The sequence below is a fragment of the Streptomyces sparsogenes subsp. cuspidosporus genome, assembly GCF_039532705.1.
Classification (GTDB): Bacteria; Actinomycetota; Actinomycetes; order Streptomycetales; family Streptomycetaceae; genus Streptomyces; species Streptomyces sparsogenes.
This window is the reverse complement of the sequence record NZ_BAAASD010000007.1, coordinates 142,635-161,742: the sequence shown is the minus strand read 5'-3', so window position 1 is coordinate 161,742 and position 19,108 is coordinate 142,635. Positions and strand designations below refer to the sequence as shown.

The window sequence follows — 19,108 nt, the reverse complement described above, 5'->3', positions numbered from 1 at the left end:
TCAGCGACCCATGCTGCCTGCGTAAACGCCGACCGGGCGCGGCCGCGGGCGCATGGCCACAGGTGAAGGGGACACCGCGCTATGACCGTTGTCAACCGGCCGCAGGAGGGCCGGGCGGGAGGCTGGACCAGAGCGGTGACCGCCCGCCCGCGGCTCACACTGCTGCTCGCCCTGCTGTTCACGGCGCTAGCCGTCGTGGCCGGGCGGGGGGTCGCCGACCGGTTGGGGAGCGGCGGCTGGCAGGCCCCGGCCGCCGAGTCGGCGTACGCCACCAAGGCGCTGGAGAAGCACTTCCCCGCCTCCCAGCCCAATCTGCTGCTGCTCGTCGACAGCGGCGGGGCGACGGTCGACACCCCCGCGGTCGCCGCCGAGGGTCGCGCGCTCGCCAGGAAGCTCGCGGGCGAGCCCTCGGTCACCGGCGTCACCTCCTACTGGGACGGGGCCGCCGGGCTGCGGGACCGGGGCGGGCATCAGGCGCTCATCGCCGCCCGGATCGTGGGCGACGAGTCCGCCGCCGCGAAGGTGCTGGAGCGCGTCGCCCCCGCCTACCGGGGCGACCACGGGCCGGTGAAGGTCTCGATCGGCGGCCCGGTCGCGGTGCGCCATGAGCTGCAGACCACCATCCAGGAGGACCTGCTGCGGGCCGAGATGATCGCCCTGCCCATCACCCTGCTGCTGCTCGTGATGGTCTTCGGCAGCGCGGTCGCCGCCCTGCTCCCGCTCTGCGTCGGCATCATCGCGATCCTGGGGACCGACGCCGTGCTGCGCGGCCTCACCGAGTTCACCGATGTGTCGGTGTTCGCGCTGAACCTGACCACCGCGCTCGGCCTCGGCCTCGCCATCGACTACGCCCTGTTCATCGTGCGGCGCTTCCGCGAGGAGCTGGGCCGGGGCGCCGGGACGCTGCCCGCCGTCGCCGCCACGCTGCGCACCGCGGGGCGCACGGTGCTGTTCTCCGCGCTGACCGTCGCCGTCTCGCTCGCCGCCATGCTGGTCTTCCCGCAGTACTTCCTGCGCTCCTTCGCCTACGCGGGCATCGCCGTGGTGCTGATCGCCGCGGCGGCCGCGCTGGTGGTGCTGCCCGCCGCGCTCGCCCTGCTCGGCGAGCGGGTGAACGCCCTGGATCTCACGCGGCTGATCCGCCGCGGCCGTCCCGCGCCGGGCGAGCCAGGGGCCGGCTGGGGCCGGATCGCCCGGCTGGTGATGCGGCGGGCCCCGCTGTTCGCGCTGGCCACCGCCGCCGGCCTGGTGGTCCTCGGACTGCCCTTCCTGCGGGTCGAGTTCGGCACCGCCGACGACCGCCAGCTGCCCGCGAGCGCCGAGTCCCATGTCGTCCAGCAGCACATCAGGGACGACTTCGCGGGCAGCCCCGGCGGGGCGATCGACATCCTCGTCGCATCCTCGCCCGGCCGGGCGGCCCTCGCCGACTACAGCGGCCGGATCTCGGCCCTGCCCGGAGTGGAGCGCGTGGACAGCCCGGCCGGCCGGTTCGCCGGAGGCCGGCGGGTGGCGGAGCCCGGCCCGGCGGAGGCGGCGCGCGTCGCCGGCGGGGCGGCCTACGTCACCGTGCTGGCCAAGGGAGAGGTGGTGGACCAGCCGAGCCAGCGGCTGGTGCGCGACATCCGGGCCCAGGACCCGCCGTTCGCCACCTCGGTCACCGGCATCGCCGCCGTCGTGGTGGACAGCAAGGACTCCATAGCCGAGCGGCTGCCGTGGGCGCTGGCCATCATCGTCGTGGTGACCCTGCTGCTGGTCTTCCTGCTCACCGGAAGCGTCCTGATACCCCTTCAGGCCGTGGTGCTCAACGCGCTGAGTCTCACCGCCATGTTCGGTGCGGTGGTGTGGGTCTTCCAGGAGGGGCACCTCTCCGGGCCGCTGTCGTTCACCAGCACCGGGGACATCGAGACCACCCTGCCGGTGCTGATGTTCTGCGTGGCGTTCGGGCTGTCCATGGACTACGGCGTGTTCCTGCTCTCCCGGATCAAGGAGGAGTACGACCGCACGGGGGACCACCGGGCCTCCGTCGAGTTCGGCCTGCGGCGCACCGGCGGGCTGATCACCGCCGCCGCGGTCATCCTGGCGGTCGTCATGGTGGCCATCGGCACCTCGCGGGTCACCAACACCAAGATGCTCGGCCTGGGCATCGCCCTGGCCGTGCTGATGGACGCCATGGTGGTGCGCAGCCTGCTGGTGCCCGCCGTGATGCGGCTCACCGGCCGGGCCACCTGGTGGGCCCCGGGTCCGCTGCGCCGGCTGCACGCCCGTATCGGCCTCAGTGAGGGCGAGCCCGCCACCCCCGCCACCCCCGGCACCGTCCCGGACACCCGGGACAGCCGCCCGGACACCCGGGACAGCCCGGACACCCGGGACGCCGGGGGTGGGTCCCGCGCCGCGCGGCCGGGCGGGGCGCGGGACGAACGGGACGAGGTGAACGCGGGCCGCTAACGGTCCTCGGTCCCACGCCTGGAGCGGTTGCCGGGTCTGAGGGTCACCCAGGTCCGGATGGTGTCCGCGTACCAGTACGGCTTGCCGCCCTCCACGAGATCGGGGGGCGGCAGCAGACCGTGCTTGCGGTAGGACCGTACGGTGTCCGTCTGCACACCGATGTGCGCGGCGATCTCCTTGTACGACCAAAGCCTCCGGTCGGTCATCTCTCGCGCCTTTCCCGCAGGCGCCGCAGCCACGGCCCGCGAGGGCCGTCGGGGGAGCTGCGGCGCGACCGCTTGTGATCACTCAGCCTGTGCCCGGTCAACGACGGTGAGTGAGGTGAGGGAAGGCGTTGTTGAAGGGCTGTGACGGAAGGATCGCCGGGATGTGACGGCCGTGACGCCAGGGTGACCCAACGCGCATGCCCCAGCCGGACAAACGCCGCACGCGTGGCTCAGCGGTAGAACGCGGGGCGCTCGATCATCTCCACGACCGTGCGCCGGCCGTCGGCCTGGGCCCGGACGCCCGCCGCGGAGACGGCGGCCGCGGCGTAGCCGTCCCAGGCGCTGGGGCCCTCCACCTCGCCGCGCCGGGTGGCGTTCACCCAGGCCTGCACCTCGCGGTCGTACGCCTCCTCGAAGCGGGCCACGAAGTCGGGGGCGATCTCGCCGCCCCAGCCGCCGGTGCGGTTGATCAGCATGCCGTGGGCGTCGCCGACGCGCGCGGTGCCGCGCTCGCAGACCGCCTCCGCCTGCACCTGGTAGCCGAAGCCGCAGGTCGCGAAGATCTCGACATCGACCAGCGCGCCGCCGTCGGTCTCCAGGATCACCAGCTGGGGGTCGCCGAGCCCCTCGGGCGCGTTGGCGTTGGGGGTCGGGCGCAGCACCGTCACCGCGGTGATCTCCTGCTCCAGGAGCCAGCGGGACTGGTCCATCTCGTGCACCACCGAGTCGGTGATGAGCATGTCGGTGGTGAAGTAGGAGTGCACCGAGGCGTTGCGGTGGCGGCAGTGCAGCATCAGGGGACGGCCGAGTTCGCCGCTCGCGAGCAGCGACTTGAGCCGCATGAACTCGCTGTCGTAGCGGCGCATGAAGCCGACCTGGACCCGGCGGTGACCCAGCCGCTGCTCGGCCTCCAGCACCCGCAGCGCGGAGGCCGGGTCCGGGGTGAGCGGCTTCTCGCACAGCACCGGGAGGTCCCGTTCGAAGGCGGCGAGCAGCGCCGCCTCGTGGGCCGGGCCGGGCGAGGCGATCAGCACCGCGTCCACGTCCGGGGCGGCCATGGCGGCGGCCGGGTCGGTGTAGGCCTGACAGCCCTCCACGCCGTGGGCGATGTGCTTGGCGCGCGCCTCGTCGATGTCGACGACGGCGGCCACCCGGGCGCCGCTGATCACCTCGTCGATCCGGCGGACGTGGTCGGCGCCCATCATGCCGGTCCCGATGACCGCGACCCCGAGCGTCCCCTGCTGCGTCATGGTGTCTCTTCTCTCTCTGTTCGGTGGGGGCGGGCTGTCCGGTGGGGGCGGGGGCGGGTCAGGCGCCGCAGGAGCGCAGGAAGCGGCGGGTGCGCTGGGCGATCGGGAACGGCTTGTCGGGCGGGCAGGGGTACATGTCCTGCTCGACGATGGCGAACAGGTCCACGTCCAGCTTCCGGGCGGCGGCCAGCACCGGTTCGAGGGCGGGGACCCCGTGCGGCGGCTCGCACATGACGCCGCGCTGGACGGCGGGGCCGAAGGGCACCTCGTTCTTCACCACGTCGGCCAGGATCTCGGGATCCACCTGCTTGAGGTGGAGGTAACCGATGCGCTCGCCGTAGGTCTCGATGAGCTTGACGCTGTCGCCGCCGCAGTAGGCGTAGTGGCCGGTGTCCAGGCACAGGCCCACCAGGTCCGGGTCGGTGGCGTCGAGGAAGCGGGCGACGTTCTCCTCGCCGTCGATGTGGGTGTCGGCGTGCGGGTGCACCACGATGTCGAGCCCGAAGCGCTCGCGCACCTCCCGGCCCAGCCGCTCCATGCCGGTGGACAGGTCGCGCCACTGCTCGGCGGTCAGCCGCGGCGGCTCGATCAGCTCGGCGGTCTTGTCGTCCCGCCAGAAGGAGGGGATGACGACCAGGTGCCGGGCGCCCATGGCCTGGGTGAGCGCCGCCACCTGCGAGACATGCTCCCAGGTGGCGTCCCAGACGCCGGGGCCGCGGTGCAGGGCGGTGAACACCGTGCCGGCCGAGACCTTCAGCTTCCGCCGGCCGACCTCCTCGGCGAGCCGCGCCGGGTCGGTCGGCAGATAGCCGTACGGGCCCAGCTCGATCCACTCGTACCCCGCCTCGGCGACCTCGTCGAGGAAGCGCTGCCACGGGACCTGCTGCGGGTCGTCGGGGAACCACACCCCCCAGGAGTCGGGGGCCGAGCCGACCCGGATGCGGCCTGGGGCGGGTGCGGGGGAGGCGGCGGTCATGAAGGGGTTCTCCTCTCGCCGGCCGTCGGGGACCGGGGAAGGGCTGCGGTGCGGGTGCCGGCCCGGTGGTGTCCGGGACATGCTGTCCGGGCAGCTTCACGGCCCGGGTGGCCGTCCGTCAAGACTTCGTCAGGACATTCGGACGTAAGGTCAGGATGCCAGGCGAGGGGCGCGGGCCCGTACCCCTCCCCGGCGGCCCGCGCGCCGGGGGCGGGCATCGGCCGAAGTGTCGCCGATAGGTCCGAATGTAAGGACAAATTCTTGACAGGGGGTGGGGGACACCTCTAGACCTGAAGGGCCACAGCCGCCCGGCAACTCCCGGGCCACCGGCCTGAGCTGTGTCTTTCCTGAAGGGGTGCGCATGAGTGAGCGGTACGACCTGATCACGATGGGCCGGATCGGGGTGGACATCTACCCCTTGCAGATCGGCGTACCGCTGCCGCAGGTCGAGACGTTCGGCAAGTTCCTCGGCGGCTCCGCGACCAATGTGGCGGTGGCCGCCGCCCGGCTCGGCCGCCGCACCGCGGTCATCAGCCGCACCGGAGCCGATCCGTTCGGCGAGTACGTCCACCAGGCGCTGCGCGAGTTCGGCGTGGACGACCGCTGGGTCACCCCCGTCGAGGCCTACCCGACACCGGTCACCTTCTGCGAGATCTTCCCGCCCGACGACTTCCCGCTGTACTTCTACCGCCGCCCCAAGGCCCCCGACCTGGAGATCCACCCCGGCGAACTGGACCTCGACGCCGTGCGCGCCGCCCGCGTCTTCTGGATGACCGGCACCGGCCTGAGCGAGGAGCCCAGCCGCGCCGCCACCCTGACCGCGCTCGAGGCGCGCGCCAAGGCCGGGCCGACCGTCTTCGACCTGGACTGGCGGCCGATGTTCTGGCCCGACCCGGCCGAGGCGCGCGCCCACTACGCCCAGGCGCTCCGCCACGCCACCGTGGCCGTCGGCAACCTCGACGAGTGCGAGATCGCCACCGGGGTGCGGGAGCCCGAGGCATGCGCCGAGAGCCTGCTGGAGGCGGGGGTGGAGCTCGCCGTCGTCAAGCAGGGCCCCAAGGGCGTACTCGCCGTCCACCGCGACGGCACCAGGGCGGAGGTGGAGCCGGTGCCCGTCGAGGTCGTCAACGGCCTGGGCGCGGGTGACTCGTTCGGGGGATCCCTGTGCCACGGCCTGCTGTCCGGCTGGGACCTGGAGCGCGTCATGCGCTACGCCAACGCCGCGGGCGCCATCGTCGCGTCCCGCCTCGCCTGCTCCTCCGCGATGCCCACCGAAGCCGAGGTCGAGGCCCTGCTCGCCGGGTGATCAGCGGCGACCAGCCCGCCCCGGGCGGGGGACCTCCCAGCGGCAGCCGCGGGGAACCGAGCCCAGAAAACAAGAGGAGCACGCTTTGAGCATCAGCATCTCCGACCTCGTCAAGGTGCGGAGCCGGCATCCGGAGGCGATCGCCGAGGCGGCCGCCCGCCGCGCCCGGCGCCCCCTCATCGGCGACAGCGGTCGTCTGATGATCATTGCCGCCGACCACCCCGCGCGCGGCGCCCTCGCCGTCGGAGGCCGCGAGCTGGCCATGGCCAACCGGGTCGAACTGCTGGAGCGGCTGTGCGTGGCGCTGTCCCGCCCCGGCGTCGACGGCGTGCTCGCCACCGCCGACATCCTGGAGGACCTGCTGCTGCTCGGCGCCCTCGAGAACAAGGTCGTCATGGGCTCGATGAACCGCGGCGGCCTGGCCGGGGCCTCCTTCGAACTCGACGACCGCTTCACCGGCCACCGCCCCCAGGACATAGCCCGGCTCGGCTTCGACGCCGGCAAGCTGCTGCTGCGCATCGACTACTCCGACGAGGGCTCGCTGACCACCCTCGCCGCCACGGCCAGAGCCATCGACGAGATGGCCGAGCGCCGGCTGCCCGTCTTCGTCGAGCCCTTCATCTCCCGGCGGATCGACGGCAAGGTCCGCAACGACCTGGGCGCCGAGGCCGTCACCAAGTCCATCGCCATCGCCTCCGGCCTCGCCGGCACCTCCGCGTACACCTGGCTGAAGGTGCCGGTCACCGAGGACGCCGACGACATGGCCGCCGTCATGGAGACCTCCACGCTGCCCGCCGTCCTGCTGGGCGGGGACGTCGGCAGAACGCCCCGGGACCAGGAGGGCGCGTACGAGAAGTGGCGCAAGGCGCTGCGGCTGCCCACCGTCCAGGGCCTGGTGGTCGGCCGCTCGCTGCTCTACCCGGCGGAGGGCGGCGTCGAGCAGGCCGTCGACACCGCCGTCGGCCTGCTGTGACGGCGCCGGGACCGGGGACAGAGACGGCGCCAGGACCGGGGAAAGAGGCGGAGACTGACGACATGACCAGCGACCCTTCCACCAGCTTCCATCTGCCGGCCGGCAAGGCGGCCGCCGGCCCGTACGCCGTGCACATCGACCCCGCGCGGGCCGGGTGGGGCTACTCCTCCCTGCGCGTCCTGGACCTGCCGCCCGGCGGTACCCACGAGCTGTCCACCGGCGACAGCGAGTGGATCGTGCTGCCGCTGAGCGGCGGCTGCACCGTGGCGGCCGAGGGCCTGACCTTCGAACTGCACGGCCGGGAGAGCGTCTTCAGCGGGGTCAGCGACTTCGCCTACCTGCCGCGCGACGCGCACGCCCGGATCGCGAGCGAGGCCGGCGGGCGGTTCGCGCTCACCGGCGCCCGCTGCGAGCGCCGGCTGCCCGCGCGCTACGGGCCGGCCTCCGCCGTCCCCGTCGAGCTGCGCGGCACCGGCAACTGTTCCCGCCAGGTCAACAACTTCGCCGCCGCAGGCGTCTTCGAGTGCGACAAGCTGATCGCCGTCGAGGTCCTCACCCCCGGCGGCAACTGGTCCTCCTACCCGCCGCACAAGCACGACGAGTGCCGCCCCGGCGAGGAGTCCGAGCTGGAGGAGATCTACTACTTCGAGATCGCCGCGGCGCACGGCACGGAAGGCCTCGGCTACCAGCGGGTCTCCCCCTCGGGGCACGGCCGCGGCACGGACGTGCTCGCCGAGGTGCGCTCCGGCGACCTGGTCCTGATCCCCGACGGCTGGCACGGCCCCTCCATCGCCGCCCCCGGCCACGACATGTACTACCTCAACGTCATGGCGGGCCCCGGCGCGGAGCGCGACTGGCTGATCTGCGACCACCCCGACCACGCCTGGATCCGCGCCACTTGGCCGGACCAGCCGGTCGACCCCCGCCTCCCCCTCTACGACGCCCCCTTGGGAGACACACGATGAGTGGAGCCACCCGCAGGCTCACCACGGCCCAGGCCCTGGTGGAGTTCCTGGCCCACCAGTACACCGAGCGCGACGGGAGGCGGCGGCGCCTCATCGCCGCCTGCTGGGGCATCTTCGGCCACGGCAATGTGGCGGGCCTCGGCCAGGCGCTCCTGGAGACCGGCCGGGACGCCATGCCCTACCTCCAGGGCCGCAACGAACAGGCCATGGTCCACGCGGCCGTCGGCTACGCCCGCCAGTCCAACCGGCTCGCCGCCCAGGCCGTCACCACCTCCATCGGCCCGGGGGCCACCAACCTGGTCACCGGCGCCGCCCTGGCCACCGTCAACCGGCTGCCCGTGCTGCTGCTGCCCGGCGACATCTTCGCGACCCGCCCCGCCGACCCGGTGCTGCAGCAGCTCGAGGTCCCCTCCGCGGGCGATGTGTCGGTCAACGACTGTCTGCGGCCGGTCTCCCGCTACTTCGACCGGATCGTCCGCCCCGAATCCCTGATCCCGGCCGCGCTGCAGGCCATGCGGGTGCTCACCGACCCGGCCGACACCGGCGCCGTCACCCTCGCCTTCCCGCAGGACGTGCAGGCCGAGGCGTTCGACTGGCCCGAGGAGTTCTTCGCCGACCGCGTCTGGCACGTACGCCGCCCGGCGCCCGACCCGGCCGAGCTCGCCGCGGCCGCCCGGGCCGTGCGCGCCGCCCGGCGGCCGCTGATCGTCGCGGGCGGCGGCATCCACCACAGCGAGGCCGAGGACGCCCTGCGCGCCCTCGCCGACGCCACCGGCATCCCCGTCGCCTCCACCCAGGCGGGCAAGGGCTCGCTGCGCCACGACCACCCCGCCGACATCGGCGGCATCGGGCACACCGGCACCGCCGTCGCGGACGACCTCGCCCGCGGCGCCGACCTGGTCATCGGCGTGGGCACCCGCTTCAGCGACTTCACCACCGCCTCCGCGACCCTCTTCCCGAACCCCGACGTCCGCTTCCTCAACCTCAACATCGCCCCGTTCGACGCGCACAAGCTCGCCGCGACCACCCTGGTCGCCGACGCCCGCGCCGGCCTCGAAGCGCTCACCGAGGCGCTGGCCGGCCACCGCGTCGAGGAGGCGTACGAGGCCGAGTACACCGCCGGGAAGGCCCGCTGGGAGGAGCGGGTCGACGCCGCGTACGCCGTACTGGACGAATCCGCCCGGCCCTCCCAGACCCAGGTCCTGGGCGCCCTCGACGCCGTCGTCGGCGACGAGGACGTCGTCATCAACGCGGCCGGCTCGCTCCCCGGCGATCTGCACAAGCTGTGGCGCGCCCGCTCACCGCGCCAGTACCACCTCGAATACGGCTACTCCTGCATGGGCTACGAGATCCCCGCCGCCATCGGCGTCCGGCTCGCGGCCCCCGACCGCCCGGTGTGGGCGCTGGTCGGGGACGGCACGTACCTGATGATGCCCACCGAGATCGTCACCGCGGTCCAGGAAGGCGTCAACATCAACATCGTGCTGATCCAGAACCACGGCTACGCCTCCATCGGAGGGCTGTCGGAGGAGACCGGCGGCGAGCGCTTCGGCACCGCCTACCGCTTCCGCGCCGCCGACGGCACCTACACCGGCGACCCGCTCCCCGTCGACCTGGCCGCCAACGCCGCCTCGCTGGGCATGGAGGTGATCCGGGCCGGCAGCGTGGCCGAACTGCGGACGGCGCTGGCCGCCGCGCGCGCCTCGGAGCGGCCCACATGTGTCTATGTGGAGACCGAAACAGCCGACACAGTGTCCGGCGCGCCCGCCGCGCAGGCGTGGTGGGATGTGCCCGTCGCCCAGGCCGCGACCCGTCCGGCAGCCGTGAAGGCCCGCGAGCTCTACGACCGGCAGGCCGCCGCCCGCCGCCGCCACCTCTGATCTGTGAACGAAGAGAAAGGCCCGCAGCCATGAAGACCCTCAACCACTGGATCGGCGGCAAGCCCGTCGAGGGCGCGTCGGGCGAGTTCGGCCCGGTGTACAACCCGGCGACCGGCGCGCAGGACACCCAGGTGGCCTTCGCCTCCGTGGCGGAGGTGGACGCGGCGGTCGCCGCCGCCAAGGAGGCGTTCGCGTCCTGGGGCACCGTATCGCTGGCGAAGCGGACCGCGATCCTCTACAAGTACCGCGAGCTGCTGGACGCCCACCGCGACGAGATCGCCCGGCTGATCACCGCCGAGCACGGCAAGGTGCACTCCGACGCCCTCGGCGAGGTGGCCCGCGGTCTGGAGATCGTCGAGCTGGCGTGCGGCATCGCGGAGAAGCTGAAGGGCGAGCTGTCCACGCAGGTCTCCGGCGGCGTGGACGTGGCCTCGATCCGCCAGCCGCTCGGCGTGGTGGCCGGCATCACCCCGTTCAACTTCCCGGCCATGGTGCCGCTGTGGATGTTCCCGGTGGCCATCGCCTGCGGCAACACCTTCGTGCTCAAGCCCAGCGAGAAGGACCCCTCCGCCTCCTGGCGGCTGGCCGAACTGGCCGCCGAGGCGGGCCTGCCGGACGGCGTGCTCAACGTCGTCAACGGCGACAAGGTGGCCGTCGACCGGCTCCTCGAGCACCCCGACGTCGCCGCGGTCAGCTTCGTCGGCTCCACGCCCATCGCCCGGTACATCCAGTCCAGGGCCATCGAGCACGGCAAGCGGGTGCAGGCGCTCGGCGGCGCCAAGAACCACATGCTGGTGCTGCCCGACGCCGACCTGGACTTCGCCGCCGACAACGCCATCAACGCGGCCTACGGCTCGGCCGGCGAGCGCTGCATGGCCGTGTCCGTCGTGGTCGCGGTGGGCGACACGGGCGACGAGCTGGTGAAGAAGATCGCCGAGCGCGCCGCCAGGCTCCGCATCGGCCCCGGCGACGACCCGGCCTCCGAGATGGGCCCCCTCATCACCAAGGAGCACCGCGACAAGGTCGCCTCGTATGTGCACGGCGCCGCCGCGCAGGGCGCCGAGGTGGTGGTCGACGGGACGGGCTACACGGTCGAGGGCCACGAGAACGGCTTCTTCATCGGCGTCTCGCTGCTGGACAAGGTGCCCACCACCGCCGACGCCTACCGCGACGAGATCTTCGGCCCGGTGCTGTGCGTGGTCCGCGCCGAGACCTACGACGAGGCCATCGAGCTGATCAACAGCTCGCGGTGGGGCAACGGCACGGCCATCTTCACCCGCGACGGCGGCGCCGCGCGCCGCTTCCAGCTGGAGGTGGAGGCGGGCATGGTCGGCGTCAACGTGCCGATCCCGGTGCCCGTCGGCTACCACTCCTTCGGCGGCTGGAAGGACTCGCTGTTCGGCGACCACCACATCTACGGCAACGACGGCGTGCGCTTCTACACCCGCGGCAAGGTCATCACCACCCGCTGGCCGGAGCCCTCGGAGGAGGTCGGCATCAACCTCGGGTTCCCGAAGAACCACTGACGCTTTCTGATGCTGAACGATCTCTGAACGATCGGTCGTTCATTCGTTCGGGTGAAGCCTCCCGCCGGTACGGATCCGGCGGGAGGCTTCGTGTGTATTCAGGGTGAGGGGGCCGCCAAGGCGGGGCTGTTACGGCCCTGTTGCACGGCGGCCGGGCAACCATCCGCTCGGGGCGCGGGTCTCTCTTGGTGTTCGGCCGACCAATGGCCACAAGACCACTCACAGACTGATAAGCACCACACAGGGGGAAATCTCATGCTTCGTTCTCTTCGTCGCTCTGCGGCCCTCGCCGGTGGCTGCGCGGCCGCGCTCGGCCTCGGGCTCGTCCTCGCCGCCGGCTCGCCCGCGTCCGCCGCCGAGCGGACCGACCCCAACGGCCGCTACACCGCGGAGGAGATCCACCACTTCCTGGAGGGCTTCTACGGCGACCACGGCCCGACCGCCTGGGAGCGCAAGCACCTGGTCTCCAAGCAGCTCAAGGAGAAGGCCGCCGAGAACCCCGGCTTCGACGTGCTGCTGTGCGCGCAGAACGAGCCGCTGGACATCGAGGTCGGGGAGGTCACCACGGCCCAGTCGGCGCGGGTGGGCTGGGCGACGATCACCACCACCTGGGGCGGCGAGCCGAGCACGGCGTCCTTCACCGCCTATGTGGACCTCGACGCCAGTAAGCCGATGAAGCTGCTGGACGTCGACTGCGGCGTGGCGGGCTGAATGTCGCGCGGGCGCGACACCGACGAGGCGATGCCGCGGATCTGACTCGGCGGATCTGACTCGGCGGATGTGACGAACCAGTGCGGAACGGCCGGTTCAGTTTCCGTGGATCAAGGCCGTAACCTCGGCGTATGAGCTGGTCACACGCCTTGAAGGCGACCGCACGCGCGGGGCTTGCGATCGAGCGCACCAGGCTGGAACCGCTCGTCGCGCTGCGCGGCGCGTGCGGGGTCGCGCTGGTCATCGGCCTGACCCTGTGGCTCGGCTCGCCGACGCTGGCCGTCTCCTCGGCGTTCGGCGCCTTCTCGTCGGGGATCGCGACCTTCCAGCGCAGCTGGCGGCCGCGCCCCGCGCTGGCGCTGGCCGCCGCGGGCGGACTGGCGGTGTCCACGTTCCTCGGCTATCTGGCCGCCGCCCACACCGCGACCTTCCTCGTCATGATCGCCGCCTGGACGCTGCTGACGGGGATGGCCTGGGCGGTCGGCCCGGTGTCCGGGCTGGTGTCCACCCAGATGGTCGCGGTGATGCTGGTCACCGTCACACTGCCGACCTCGGCGCTGGGCGCCCTGCAGCACGCCGCCCTGATCGGGCTCGGCGGGGTGGTGCAGGCCGCGCTCATCGTGCTCTTCCCGGTCCGGCCGTGGGGGGTGCAGCGCGACGCCCTCGCGGACGCGCTCGCCGCGGTGGCCGACTACGCGCGCCGGCTGCGCCACGACCCGGTGGCGCCGTTCGACCCGCAGCCGCTGATGGAGGCCCGCAGCGCCGCCGCCCTGACGCCTCGGCAGGCCCGGCGCCGGCCGCGCCAACTGCGTGGCTACCGGCTGCTCGCCGAGCGGATCCGGCCGGTGCTGGCCTCGCTCGCCGACCCGGTGGTCGGCGCCGCGCCGGACGGGCCCGAGCGCGACCGGGCGCGTGATCTGCTGGGGGCGACGGCCACCGTGCTGGACGCCGTCGCCCACGCGATCCGCTGGGGCAAGCCGGTGCGGCTGCCGCCCGACGCGATGGCGGTCCTGGAGGTGCCCCCGACCGGGCCGATGCTCAGCGGAGCCGCCCGCCGCGCCGCGCTGCGGCTGATGGCGCTGGTGGCCGATGTGGTGGAGTCCTCGGACGAGCCGGTGGAGGCCGTCACGGCCGAGGGGGCCAAGGACCGCCGCTATCTGCCCCGGCCCACCGTGCCCGGCATGGTGCCGGTGGCGCTGCGCGCCCTGCGGCGCGAGGCACGGTGGTCCTCGCCCGTGCTGCGGCACGCGGTGCGGGTGTCGGTGGTCGCCTCCTGCGGCTATCTGCTGGGGACCGCCCTGCCGTGGGGCCACGGCTACTGGGCGCCGCTCACCTCGGTGATGGTGCTGCGGCCGGACTTCGGCCAGACCTTCTCGCGGGGCGTGGCGCGCTTCACCGGCACGCTCGCGGGCGTGGTGCTCGGTGGCGCAGTGATGGCCCTGGCCCACCCCGGCCCGTATGTGAGCGCGGCTCTGGCCGTGGTCTGCGCGGCGTCGCTGTACCTGCTGATGCGCACCGGCTTCATCGTCGCCTCCGCGTGCGTGACCGCGTATGTCGTCTTCCTGCTGGGCATCGCGGGCGAGGGCTGGTCGCAGACGGTGGCGGCGCGGGTGGCGCTGACCCTGCTCGGCGGGGCGCTGGCGATGGCCGCCTATGTCGTCTTCCCCGCCTGGGAGACGCCGCTGCTGCGGGACCGGCTGGCCGACTGGCTGGGGGCGAACGGCCGCTATGCCGTCGCCGTCTTCGACGTCCACGCCCGCCCCGCCGACCGCCGCCCCCGCCAGGTGCGGGAGGCGCTGCTGGACGCCCGGGCCGCGCGGGCGGCCTGGGAGCAGAGCGAGGCGCGGGCCCATAAGGAGCCGGTGCGCCACCGCGGCCTGTCCCGGGGCGCCGCCCGGGCGGCGCAGACGGCGCTGTCCACCATGGGGCGGGTCACGATGCTGGTCGAGGCCCATCTGCCCGCCCCTGACGCGCCCGCGTCCAAGGAGGCCGAGGCGTTCGCGGAGGCGCTGCGGCAGTCGCTGCCGGAGGCGGTCACGGCCGTGCGGGAGCGCCGGGCCGCCGAGTGGGACGCCGTGCACGAGGCCCTGGAGCGGTGGCAGGACCGGGAGGAGGAGCGGCCGGGGGTGGCGGTGCGCGGCGCCGAGCTGCTGGTGGAGGCCCTGGACGACCTGACCCAGGCTCTCGCCCGGCGGCCCGGTAAGCCAGGGAGCAGGCCAGGGGGTAATCCAGGGAAGGACTGACGCACCGCCTCAGCCGGGACTGCCGGGGCTGCCAGGGCCGCCGGGGATTCCCTGGCCGCCGCTGAAGAGGCGCGCCAGGTGGGCCTCGATCAGGCCCATGGCCTCCTGGGGCGCGAGGGTCTCCATCAGCACCTCGCTGGAGAGCCCCTCGGTGAGCGCGATCAGCAGCGTCGCCTCGCCGACGGGATCCCGGTCCGCCGCCACCTCGCCCCGGGCGATGGCCGCCTTCACCTGGTCGGCGAAGAAGCCGCGGAGGGCCGCGGTGCCTTCCTTGGCGTGGGTGCGCAGCCGTTCGTCGTGCACGGCGCGTACGAAGTAGGAGATCTGCACCAGATGGCCGGTGCGGCTCGCGTCGTCCAGGGGCAGCATCTCGGCCAGCGTCTCGCGGAGGATGACCCACGGGGTGGGGGCGCCGGGCAGCGCCTCGATGCGGGTCCGTACGCGTTCCTCGGCCAGCTGCGCGATATGCCGGAGGGCGAAGACGATCATGTCGTCCTTGCTGGTGAAGTAGTGCTGCAGCTGCCCCAGCGAGATCCCCGCCTCCGTGGCCACATCGCGCAGGCTCGCCCCGTCCAGGCCGCGCTCGGCGGCGATCCGCCACAGCGCCCTGGCGATCTGTCTGCGCCGTTCCTCGTGGTCCACCCGCTTCGGCACACCGGCCTCCCTTCCCGCTTTCGCAAGTCGATCGTATTGCTATACCGTGGCGGGCGCGTGCCAATACAGCTGACTTGAAAAAGCCCGGGGGATCTCCCATGTCCATGCCCACACCCAGGCCCCGTCTCAGGGATCCGCTCCACGGGGTCGATCCGCGCGCCCGCCGCTGGTGGACCACGCAGGCGCTGCTCGTGGTGAGCGGGCCGATGCTGCTGACCGCCGCCGCCCTGCTGGTCCTCTCGCTCCTCTTCTTCCCCGGCGCGCTGCCCTGGCTCGGCCCGCTGCTGCTGGTCACCCTGGTGCTCCCCGCGCTCGGCTACGTCTGGGCCATGCCCCGGTGGCGCTACCGCACCCACGCCTGGGAGCTGGGCGAGCGCGCGGTCTACGCGGCGAGCGGCTGGTTCTGGCGCAGGCGGCGCATCGCCCCGCTGTCGCGGGTGCAGACCGTCGACACCGTGCGCGGCCCCCTCCAGCAGGTCTTCGGGCTGGCGACCGTCACCGTCACCACCGCCTCCACGGCGGGCGACGTCCGCATCGCGGGGCTCTCCGACGCCGACGCGCGTGAGCTGGCCCGGCGCATCGGCGACGCGGCGCAACTGGTGCCCGGTGATGCCGCGTGACCACCCACGGCACGACCCCGGGCGGCACGGCCCCCGACGACGCGACGCGCGACGAGACGGACGTCCCCTGGCGCGCGCTCGACCCCCGCACCGTCGCGGTCCACTGCGGCTGGATGGCGGCCCCGCTCGCCTCGCTCGCGCTCACCGCGCTGGCCACCGGGGGCCACCCGGGCGACCGGGCCTGGATCACCCTCGCCGTCATCGCGGCCACCTTCGCCTGCGTCACCGCCGCCGGGCTGATCGGCTGGTCGCGCACCCGCTACCGGGTCACCGCCGACTCCTTCGAACTGCGCAGTGGCCTGTTCGTCCGCCGTCTGCGCGCGATACCGCTGCACCGGGTGCGCAACGTCGATCTGACCGCCCATCCCGTGCAGCGGCTCTTCGGCCTGGTCGTGCTGCGCGCGGGCACCACCGGGGCCACCGGCGGCCGCGACGGGCTCACCCTGGAAGCCCTCACCCGCCCCGCCGCCGAGCGGCTGCGCGCCGAACTGCTGGCCCGCGCGGGTGGCGGCGACGCCGCCGACGAGCCGGTCCTGTCCACCGGGGACCCGCGCTGGCTGCGCTACGCCCCGCTCACGTTCTGGGTGTTCGGAGGGGTGTTCGCGGCCGTGGGGGCGGTGTGGCGGGTCCTGGACGACCTGGGCGTGCAGCCGTGGCGCATCGGGGTCGTCCGCCGCGCCTTCGAGCAGTTCGGCCACAGCGCCCTGTGGCTGACGGTCCCGCTGGCCCTGCTGGCCGTGGCCGCCGTGGGCAGCGTCGGCGCGCTCGCCGTGTACGCCGAGAACTGGTGGCGGTACCGCCTGGAGTGGGCGGACGCGGGCACCCTGCGGGTGCGGCGGGGGCTGCTCACCACCCGCTCGGTCTCCATCGAGCGCGCCCGGCTGCGCGGCGCGGTGCTGCGCGAGCCGATGCTGCTGCGCGCGGCCGGCGGGGCGACCGTACGGGCCGTGGCCGGCGGCCTCGGCGACAGCGAGGAGAACCGCGCGCGCAGCACGGTGCTCCCGCCCGCCCCGCGCGCGGAGGCGCTGCGGGTGCTCACCGGAGTCCTCGCGCCACCCGGCGCCCTCCCGCCGCCCGGCGTGGCGCCCGTCGGCGAAGCGCTCTTCGACCGGCGCGAGTTGGTCCGCCACCCGCGCGCCGCCCTCCGCCGCCGTTTCGCGCGCGGCATGGCGTGGGCCGTGGCGCCGGTGACGGCCGCCCTCGTCGTCCTCGGGGCGCTGCTGTCGCTGCCCGTGCTGCTGTACTGCGCCGGGGGCTTCCTCCTCCTCGCGACCCCCGTCGCGTACGCCCTGGCGCGCGACGCGTATCGCGCGCTCGGCCACGGGCTGCCGGACGGACCCGACGGCCATCTGCTCATCCGCTCCGGCACCTTCAGCCGCGACACCGTCGCCCTCGCCCGCACAGCGGTGCTGGCCTGGACGTTCACCGACACCCCGATGGCGCGGCGGGCCGGGGTCACCACGGCGACGGCGGCCGTCGCGGCGGGGGAGGACGGCTATCGCATCCCCGACATGGCGGCGGGGGAGGCGGCGGCCTTCGCGCACGCGGCGACGCCGGGCATCCTCGACGAGTTCCTCGCCTGGTGACGGGTGGGGCCGCCCCCCCCCGGGCCGCCCCCCCGGGCCGCCCCCCCCGGGCCGCCCCCCCGGGCCGCCCCCCCCGGGGCGGCCCCACCGGAATCCGGGGCGGCCCCACCGACCGGGCCCGTGGCAGACGCTCGCCCGGAGATGCTACGGTGCGGGGTCATGAGCAGCCCGGAGTCCGACAGACCGTAGCCACCGGCGAGTACCGGTGGCGTCAAGGCCGTTGAGCCACGCACACCGGTGGCCGGATCTCCGTTTCCTGGGCAGCGGACGACTCCGACCGGATGTCGAGCGTCGACTCCCCTTCGAGGGCACCTGATTCCCCTGGTTCCCGCGATGGTTCCCGCGATCTCCTTTCGGCGCACTCTCCCGTAGGCGCACTTCCGTGCCGGCGCGCTCTCCGTAGGCGCGCTGTCGCGCGGGCGCACTCCTCCTGGTGAGCCACTCCGTCGGCGAACGCTGCCCGTTCGCAGTCACGTCACCTTCACCTTCACGCGGGGAGTACCCCTATGCCCTTTGCCGTCTACATGCTCGGGCTGGCCGTGTTCGCCCAAGCCACCTCGGAGTTCATGCTGTCCGGCCTGGTGCCGGACATCGCCGCCGACCTGGGGGTCTCCATCCCCCAGGCCGGCTTCCTGACCTCGGCCTTCGCCATCGGCATGGTCGTCGGCGGGCCGCTGCTCGCCATCCTCACGCTGCGCCGGCCACGGCGGACCGCGCTGGTGGCGTTCCTCGTGGCGTTCGCCGCCGCCCATGTCGTCGGCGCGCTCACCGACGACTACGGCGTGCTGCTGGCCACGCGGATCGTCGGCGCGCTCGCCAACGCCGGATTCTGGGCGGTGGCCGCCGGCGCGGCGGTCGGCATGGTGGAGCCGGGGGCCAAGGCCCGTGCCATGTCGGTGGTGTTGGGCGGGGTCACGCTGGCCTGTGTGGCGGGTGTGCCCGGCGGCGCGGTGCTGGGGCAGCTGTGGGGCTGGCGGTCGGCGTTCTGGGCGGTGGCCGGGCTGTCCGTCGCGGGCCTCGTCGCCGTCCTGGCCTCGATCCCGGCCGGCCGCCCCGACGCGCCCGCGACCGGGCTGCGCGCCGAGCTGCGCGAGCTGGTCGGCCCCCAGCTGCTGACCGCCTACGCCATGAACGCCCTGGTCCAGGGCGCGACCTTCTGCACCTTCACCTATCTCGCGCCGCTGCTGACCGAGGTCAGCGGCTACGGCGACGGGTGGGTGCCCGCCATGCTGGTGCTGTTCGGCCTGGGCGCGTTCGTCGGCATCACCGTCGGCGGCCGGATCGCCGACGCCCGGCCGTATACGGTCCTGCTGGCCGGCATGAGCGCGCTGACGCTCGGCTGGGCCGTGCTGGCCCTGTCGGCCGGGGGCGCGGTGGCCGTGTTCGCGCTGGTCTTCGTCCAGGGCATGCTCGCGTTCGGTATCGCCCCCGCCCTGACCTCGCGCACCTTCTACCTGGCCGGTGGCGCCCCCACCCTCGCGGGAGGGTTCCTCACGGCGGCGTTCAACGTCGGCAACACGGCGGGCCCCTGGTTCGGGGGGCTCACCATCGACGCCGGCCTCGGATTCCGCGCGCCGGTGTGGACCAGCGCGCTGATGATGGCCGTCGCGCTGGGCACGCTCGGTCTCGCGGCGGTCCTGCGCCGCCGCGAGGAGCGGCGCCAGGAGACGCCGGTGACGGCGGCGGTCTGAGCACGGGGTCCGAGGAGGGCCGCCACCGCCGGCCCTACGGGTCGGCGTACGACACCCTCGTACGCCGACCCGTACA

The 19,108-nt window shown here is 73.8% G+C and carries 15 protein-coding genes; 11 read left to right on the top strand and 4 right to left on the bottom strand.

The window, feature by feature from the left end; genetic code table 11:
• Positions 1-81 precede the first annotated feature (81 nt).
• Positions 82-2,445 carry an MMPL family transporter gene (locus tag ABFY07_RS11810; protein WP_346174436.1) on the top strand — a complete coding sequence of 788 codons (2,364 nt, stop codon included), beginning with the start codon at positions 82-84 and terminating at the stop codon, positions 2,443-2,445.
• Here the strand turns inward: ABFY07_RS11810 and ABFY07_RS11805 are convergent.
• The 3 genes from ABFY07_RS11805 to ABFY07_RS11795 all read right to left on the bottom strand — a co-directional run bounded on the left by ABFY07_RS11805 (position 2,442) and on the right by ABFY07_RS11795 (position 4,877).
• A complete protein-coding gene (locus ABFY07_RS11805; RefSeq protein ID WP_346174435.1) occupies positions 2,442-2,651 on the bottom strand; it encodes a helix-turn-helix transcriptional regulator in 210 nt (69 codons plus the stop codon). The two genes, ABFY07_RS11810 and ABFY07_RS11805, sit on opposite strands and share 4 nt — an antisense overlap.
• A 230-nt stretch (positions 2,652-2,881) precedes the next feature.
• Positions 2,882-3,901, bottom strand: a complete 1,020-nt coding sequence (locus ABFY07_RS11800; protein WP_065959482.1) for a Gfo/Idh/MocA family protein — start codon at positions 3,899-3,901, stop codon at positions 2,882-2,884.
• Between the two features lie 58 nt (positions 3,902-3,959).
• A complete protein-coding gene (locus tag ABFY07_RS11795; protein ID WP_346174434.1) occupies positions 3,960-4,877 on the bottom strand; it encodes a sugar phosphate isomerase/epimerase family protein in 918 nt (305 codons plus the stop codon).
• A gap of 361 nt (positions 4,878-5,238) precedes the next feature.
• Between ABFY07_RS11795 and iolC the strand changes: the two genes are divergently transcribed.
• The 7 genes from iolC (at position 5,239) to ABFY07_RS11760 (ending at position 14,481) form a co-directional block, all read left to right on the top strand.
• Positions 5,239-6,183, top strand: a complete 945-nt coding sequence (gene iolC / locus ABFY07_RS11790) for a 5-dehydro-2-deoxygluconokinase (protein WP_346174433.1) — start codon at positions 5,239-5,241, stop codon at positions 6,181-6,183.
• Between the two features lie 85 nt (positions 6,184-6,268).
• Positions 6,269-7,156 carry a Cgl0159 family (beta/alpha)8-fold protein gene (locus tag ABFY07_RS11785; RefSeq protein ID WP_346174432.1) on the top strand — a complete coding sequence of 296 codons (888 nt, stop codon included), beginning with the start codon at positions 6,269-6,271 and terminating at the stop codon, positions 7,154-7,156.
• 62 nt (positions 7,157-7,218) lie between these two features.
• Entirely contained in the window at positions 7,219-8,121 is a 903-nt protein-coding gene (gene iolB / locus ABFY07_RS11780; RefSeq protein ID WP_346174431.1) for a 5-deoxy-glucuronate isomerase, read from the top strand.
• Positions 8,118-10,001 (top strand): 3D-(3,5/4)-trihydroxycyclohexane-1,2-dione acylhydrolase (decyclizing), encoded by a 1,884-nt coding sequence (iolD, locus tag ABFY07_RS11775; protein ID WP_346174430.1) that lies wholly within the window; start codon positions 8,118-8,120, stop codon positions 9,999-10,001. Before iolB ends, iolD begins: the two co-directional genes overlap by 4 nt.
• 29 nt (positions 10,002-10,030) lie before the next feature.
• Positions 10,031-11,527, top strand: a complete 1,497-nt coding sequence (locus ABFY07_RS11770; protein ID WP_065959473.1) for a CoA-acylating methylmalonate-semialdehyde dehydrogenase — start codon at positions 10,031-10,033, stop codon at positions 11,525-11,527.
• A gap of 255 nt (positions 11,528-11,782) precedes the next feature.
• Positions 11,783-12,238 carry a hypothetical protein gene (locus ABFY07_RS11765; RefSeq protein WP_346174429.1) on the top strand — a complete coding sequence of 152 codons (456 nt, stop codon included), beginning with the start codon at positions 11,783-11,785 and terminating at the stop codon, positions 12,236-12,238.
• Positions 12,239-12,369: 131 nt separating this feature from the next.
• On the top strand, positions 12,370-14,481 hold the full coding sequence (locus ABFY07_RS11760; protein WP_346174428.1) for an FUSC family protein: 2,112 nt from the start codon (positions 12,370-12,372) through the stop codon (positions 14,479-14,481).
• 9 nt (positions 14,482-14,490) lie between these two features.
• Here the strand turns inward: ABFY07_RS11760 and ABFY07_RS11755 are convergent, their stop codons facing one another.
• On the bottom strand, positions 14,491-15,135 hold the full coding sequence (locus tag ABFY07_RS11755) for a TetR/AcrR family transcriptional regulator (RefSeq protein WP_346174427.1): 645 nt from the start codon (positions 15,133-15,135) through the stop codon (positions 14,491-14,493).
• Between the two features lie 98 nt (positions 15,136-15,233).
• On the opposite strand from ABFY07_RS11755, the gene ABFY07_RS11750 reads away from it, so the two are divergent.
• From ABFY07_RS11750 to ABFY07_RS11740, 3 genes are all read left to right on the top strand, one after another.
• Positions 15,234-15,755: a PH domain-containing protein gene (locus ABFY07_RS11750; protein WP_346174426.1), complete on the top strand. Its 522-nt coding sequence runs from the start codon at positions 15,234-15,236 to the stop codon at positions 15,753-15,755.
• Positions 15,752-17,341 (top strand): PH domain-containing protein, encoded by a 1,590-nt coding sequence (locus ABFY07_RS11745; RefSeq protein ID WP_346174425.1) that lies wholly within the window; start codon positions 15,752-15,754, stop codon positions 17,339-17,341. The genes ABFY07_RS11750 and ABFY07_RS11745 overlap by 4 nt, the downstream gene beginning before the upstream one ends.
• A 506-nt stretch (positions 17,342-17,847) precedes the next feature.
• Complete coding sequence (locus ABFY07_RS11740) at positions 17,848-19,032, top strand: Cmx/CmrA family chloramphenicol efflux MFS transporter (protein WP_346174424.1); 1,185 nt, start codon at positions 17,848-17,850, stop codon at positions 19,030-19,032.
• Positions 19,033-19,108: the final 76 nt, after the last annotated feature.

Excerpts from the sequence above, each read along its gene's own strand:
- iolC (WP_346174433.1), top strand. The coding sequence starts at position 5,239 with ATGAGTGAGCGGTACGACCTGATCACGATGGGCCGGATCGGGGTGGAC.
- ABFY07_RS11805 (WP_346174435.1), bottom strand. The coding sequence starts at position 2,651 with ATGACCGACCGGAGGCTTTGGTCGTACAAGGAGATCGCCGCGCACATC.
- ABFY07_RS11740 (WP_346174424.1), top strand. The coding sequence starts at position 17,848 with ATGCCCTTTGCCGTCTACATGCTCGGGCTGGCCGTGTTCGCCCAAGCC.
- ABFY07_RS11765 (WP_346174429.1), top strand. The coding sequence starts at position 11,783 with ATGCTTCGTTCTCTTCGTCGCTCTGCGGCCCTCGCCGGTGGCTGCGCG.
- ABFY07_RS11795 (WP_346174434.1), bottom strand. The coding sequence starts at position 4,877 with ATGACCGCCGCCTCCCCCGCACCCGCCCCAGGCCGCATCCGGGTCGGC.
- ABFY07_RS11800 (WP_065959482.1), bottom strand. The coding sequence starts at position 3,901 with ATGACGCAGCAGGGGACGCTCGGGGTCGCGGTCATCGGGACCGGCATG.
- ABFY07_RS11770 (WP_065959473.1), top strand. The coding sequence starts at position 10,031 with ATGAAGACCCTCAACCACTGGATCGGCGGCAAGCCCGTCGAGGGCGCG.
- ABFY07_RS11810 (WP_346174436.1), top strand. The coding sequence starts at position 82 with ATGACCGTTGTCAACCGGCCGCAGGAGGGCCGGGCGGGAGGCTGGACC.
- ABFY07_RS11760 (WP_346174428.1), top strand. The coding sequence starts at position 12,370 with ATGAGCTGGTCACACGCCTTGAAGGCGACCGCACGCGCGGGGCTTGCG.
- iolB (WP_346174431.1), top strand. The coding sequence starts at position 7,219 with ATGACCAGCGACCCTTCCACCAGCTTCCATCTGCCGGCCGGCAAGGCG.
- iolD (WP_346174430.1), top strand. The coding sequence starts at position 8,118 with ATGAGTGGAGCCACCCGCAGGCTCACCACGGCCCAGGCCCTGGTGGAG.
- ABFY07_RS11750 (WP_346174426.1), top strand. The coding sequence starts at position 15,234 with ATGTCCATGCCCACACCCAGGCCCCGTCTCAGGGATCCGCTCCACGGG.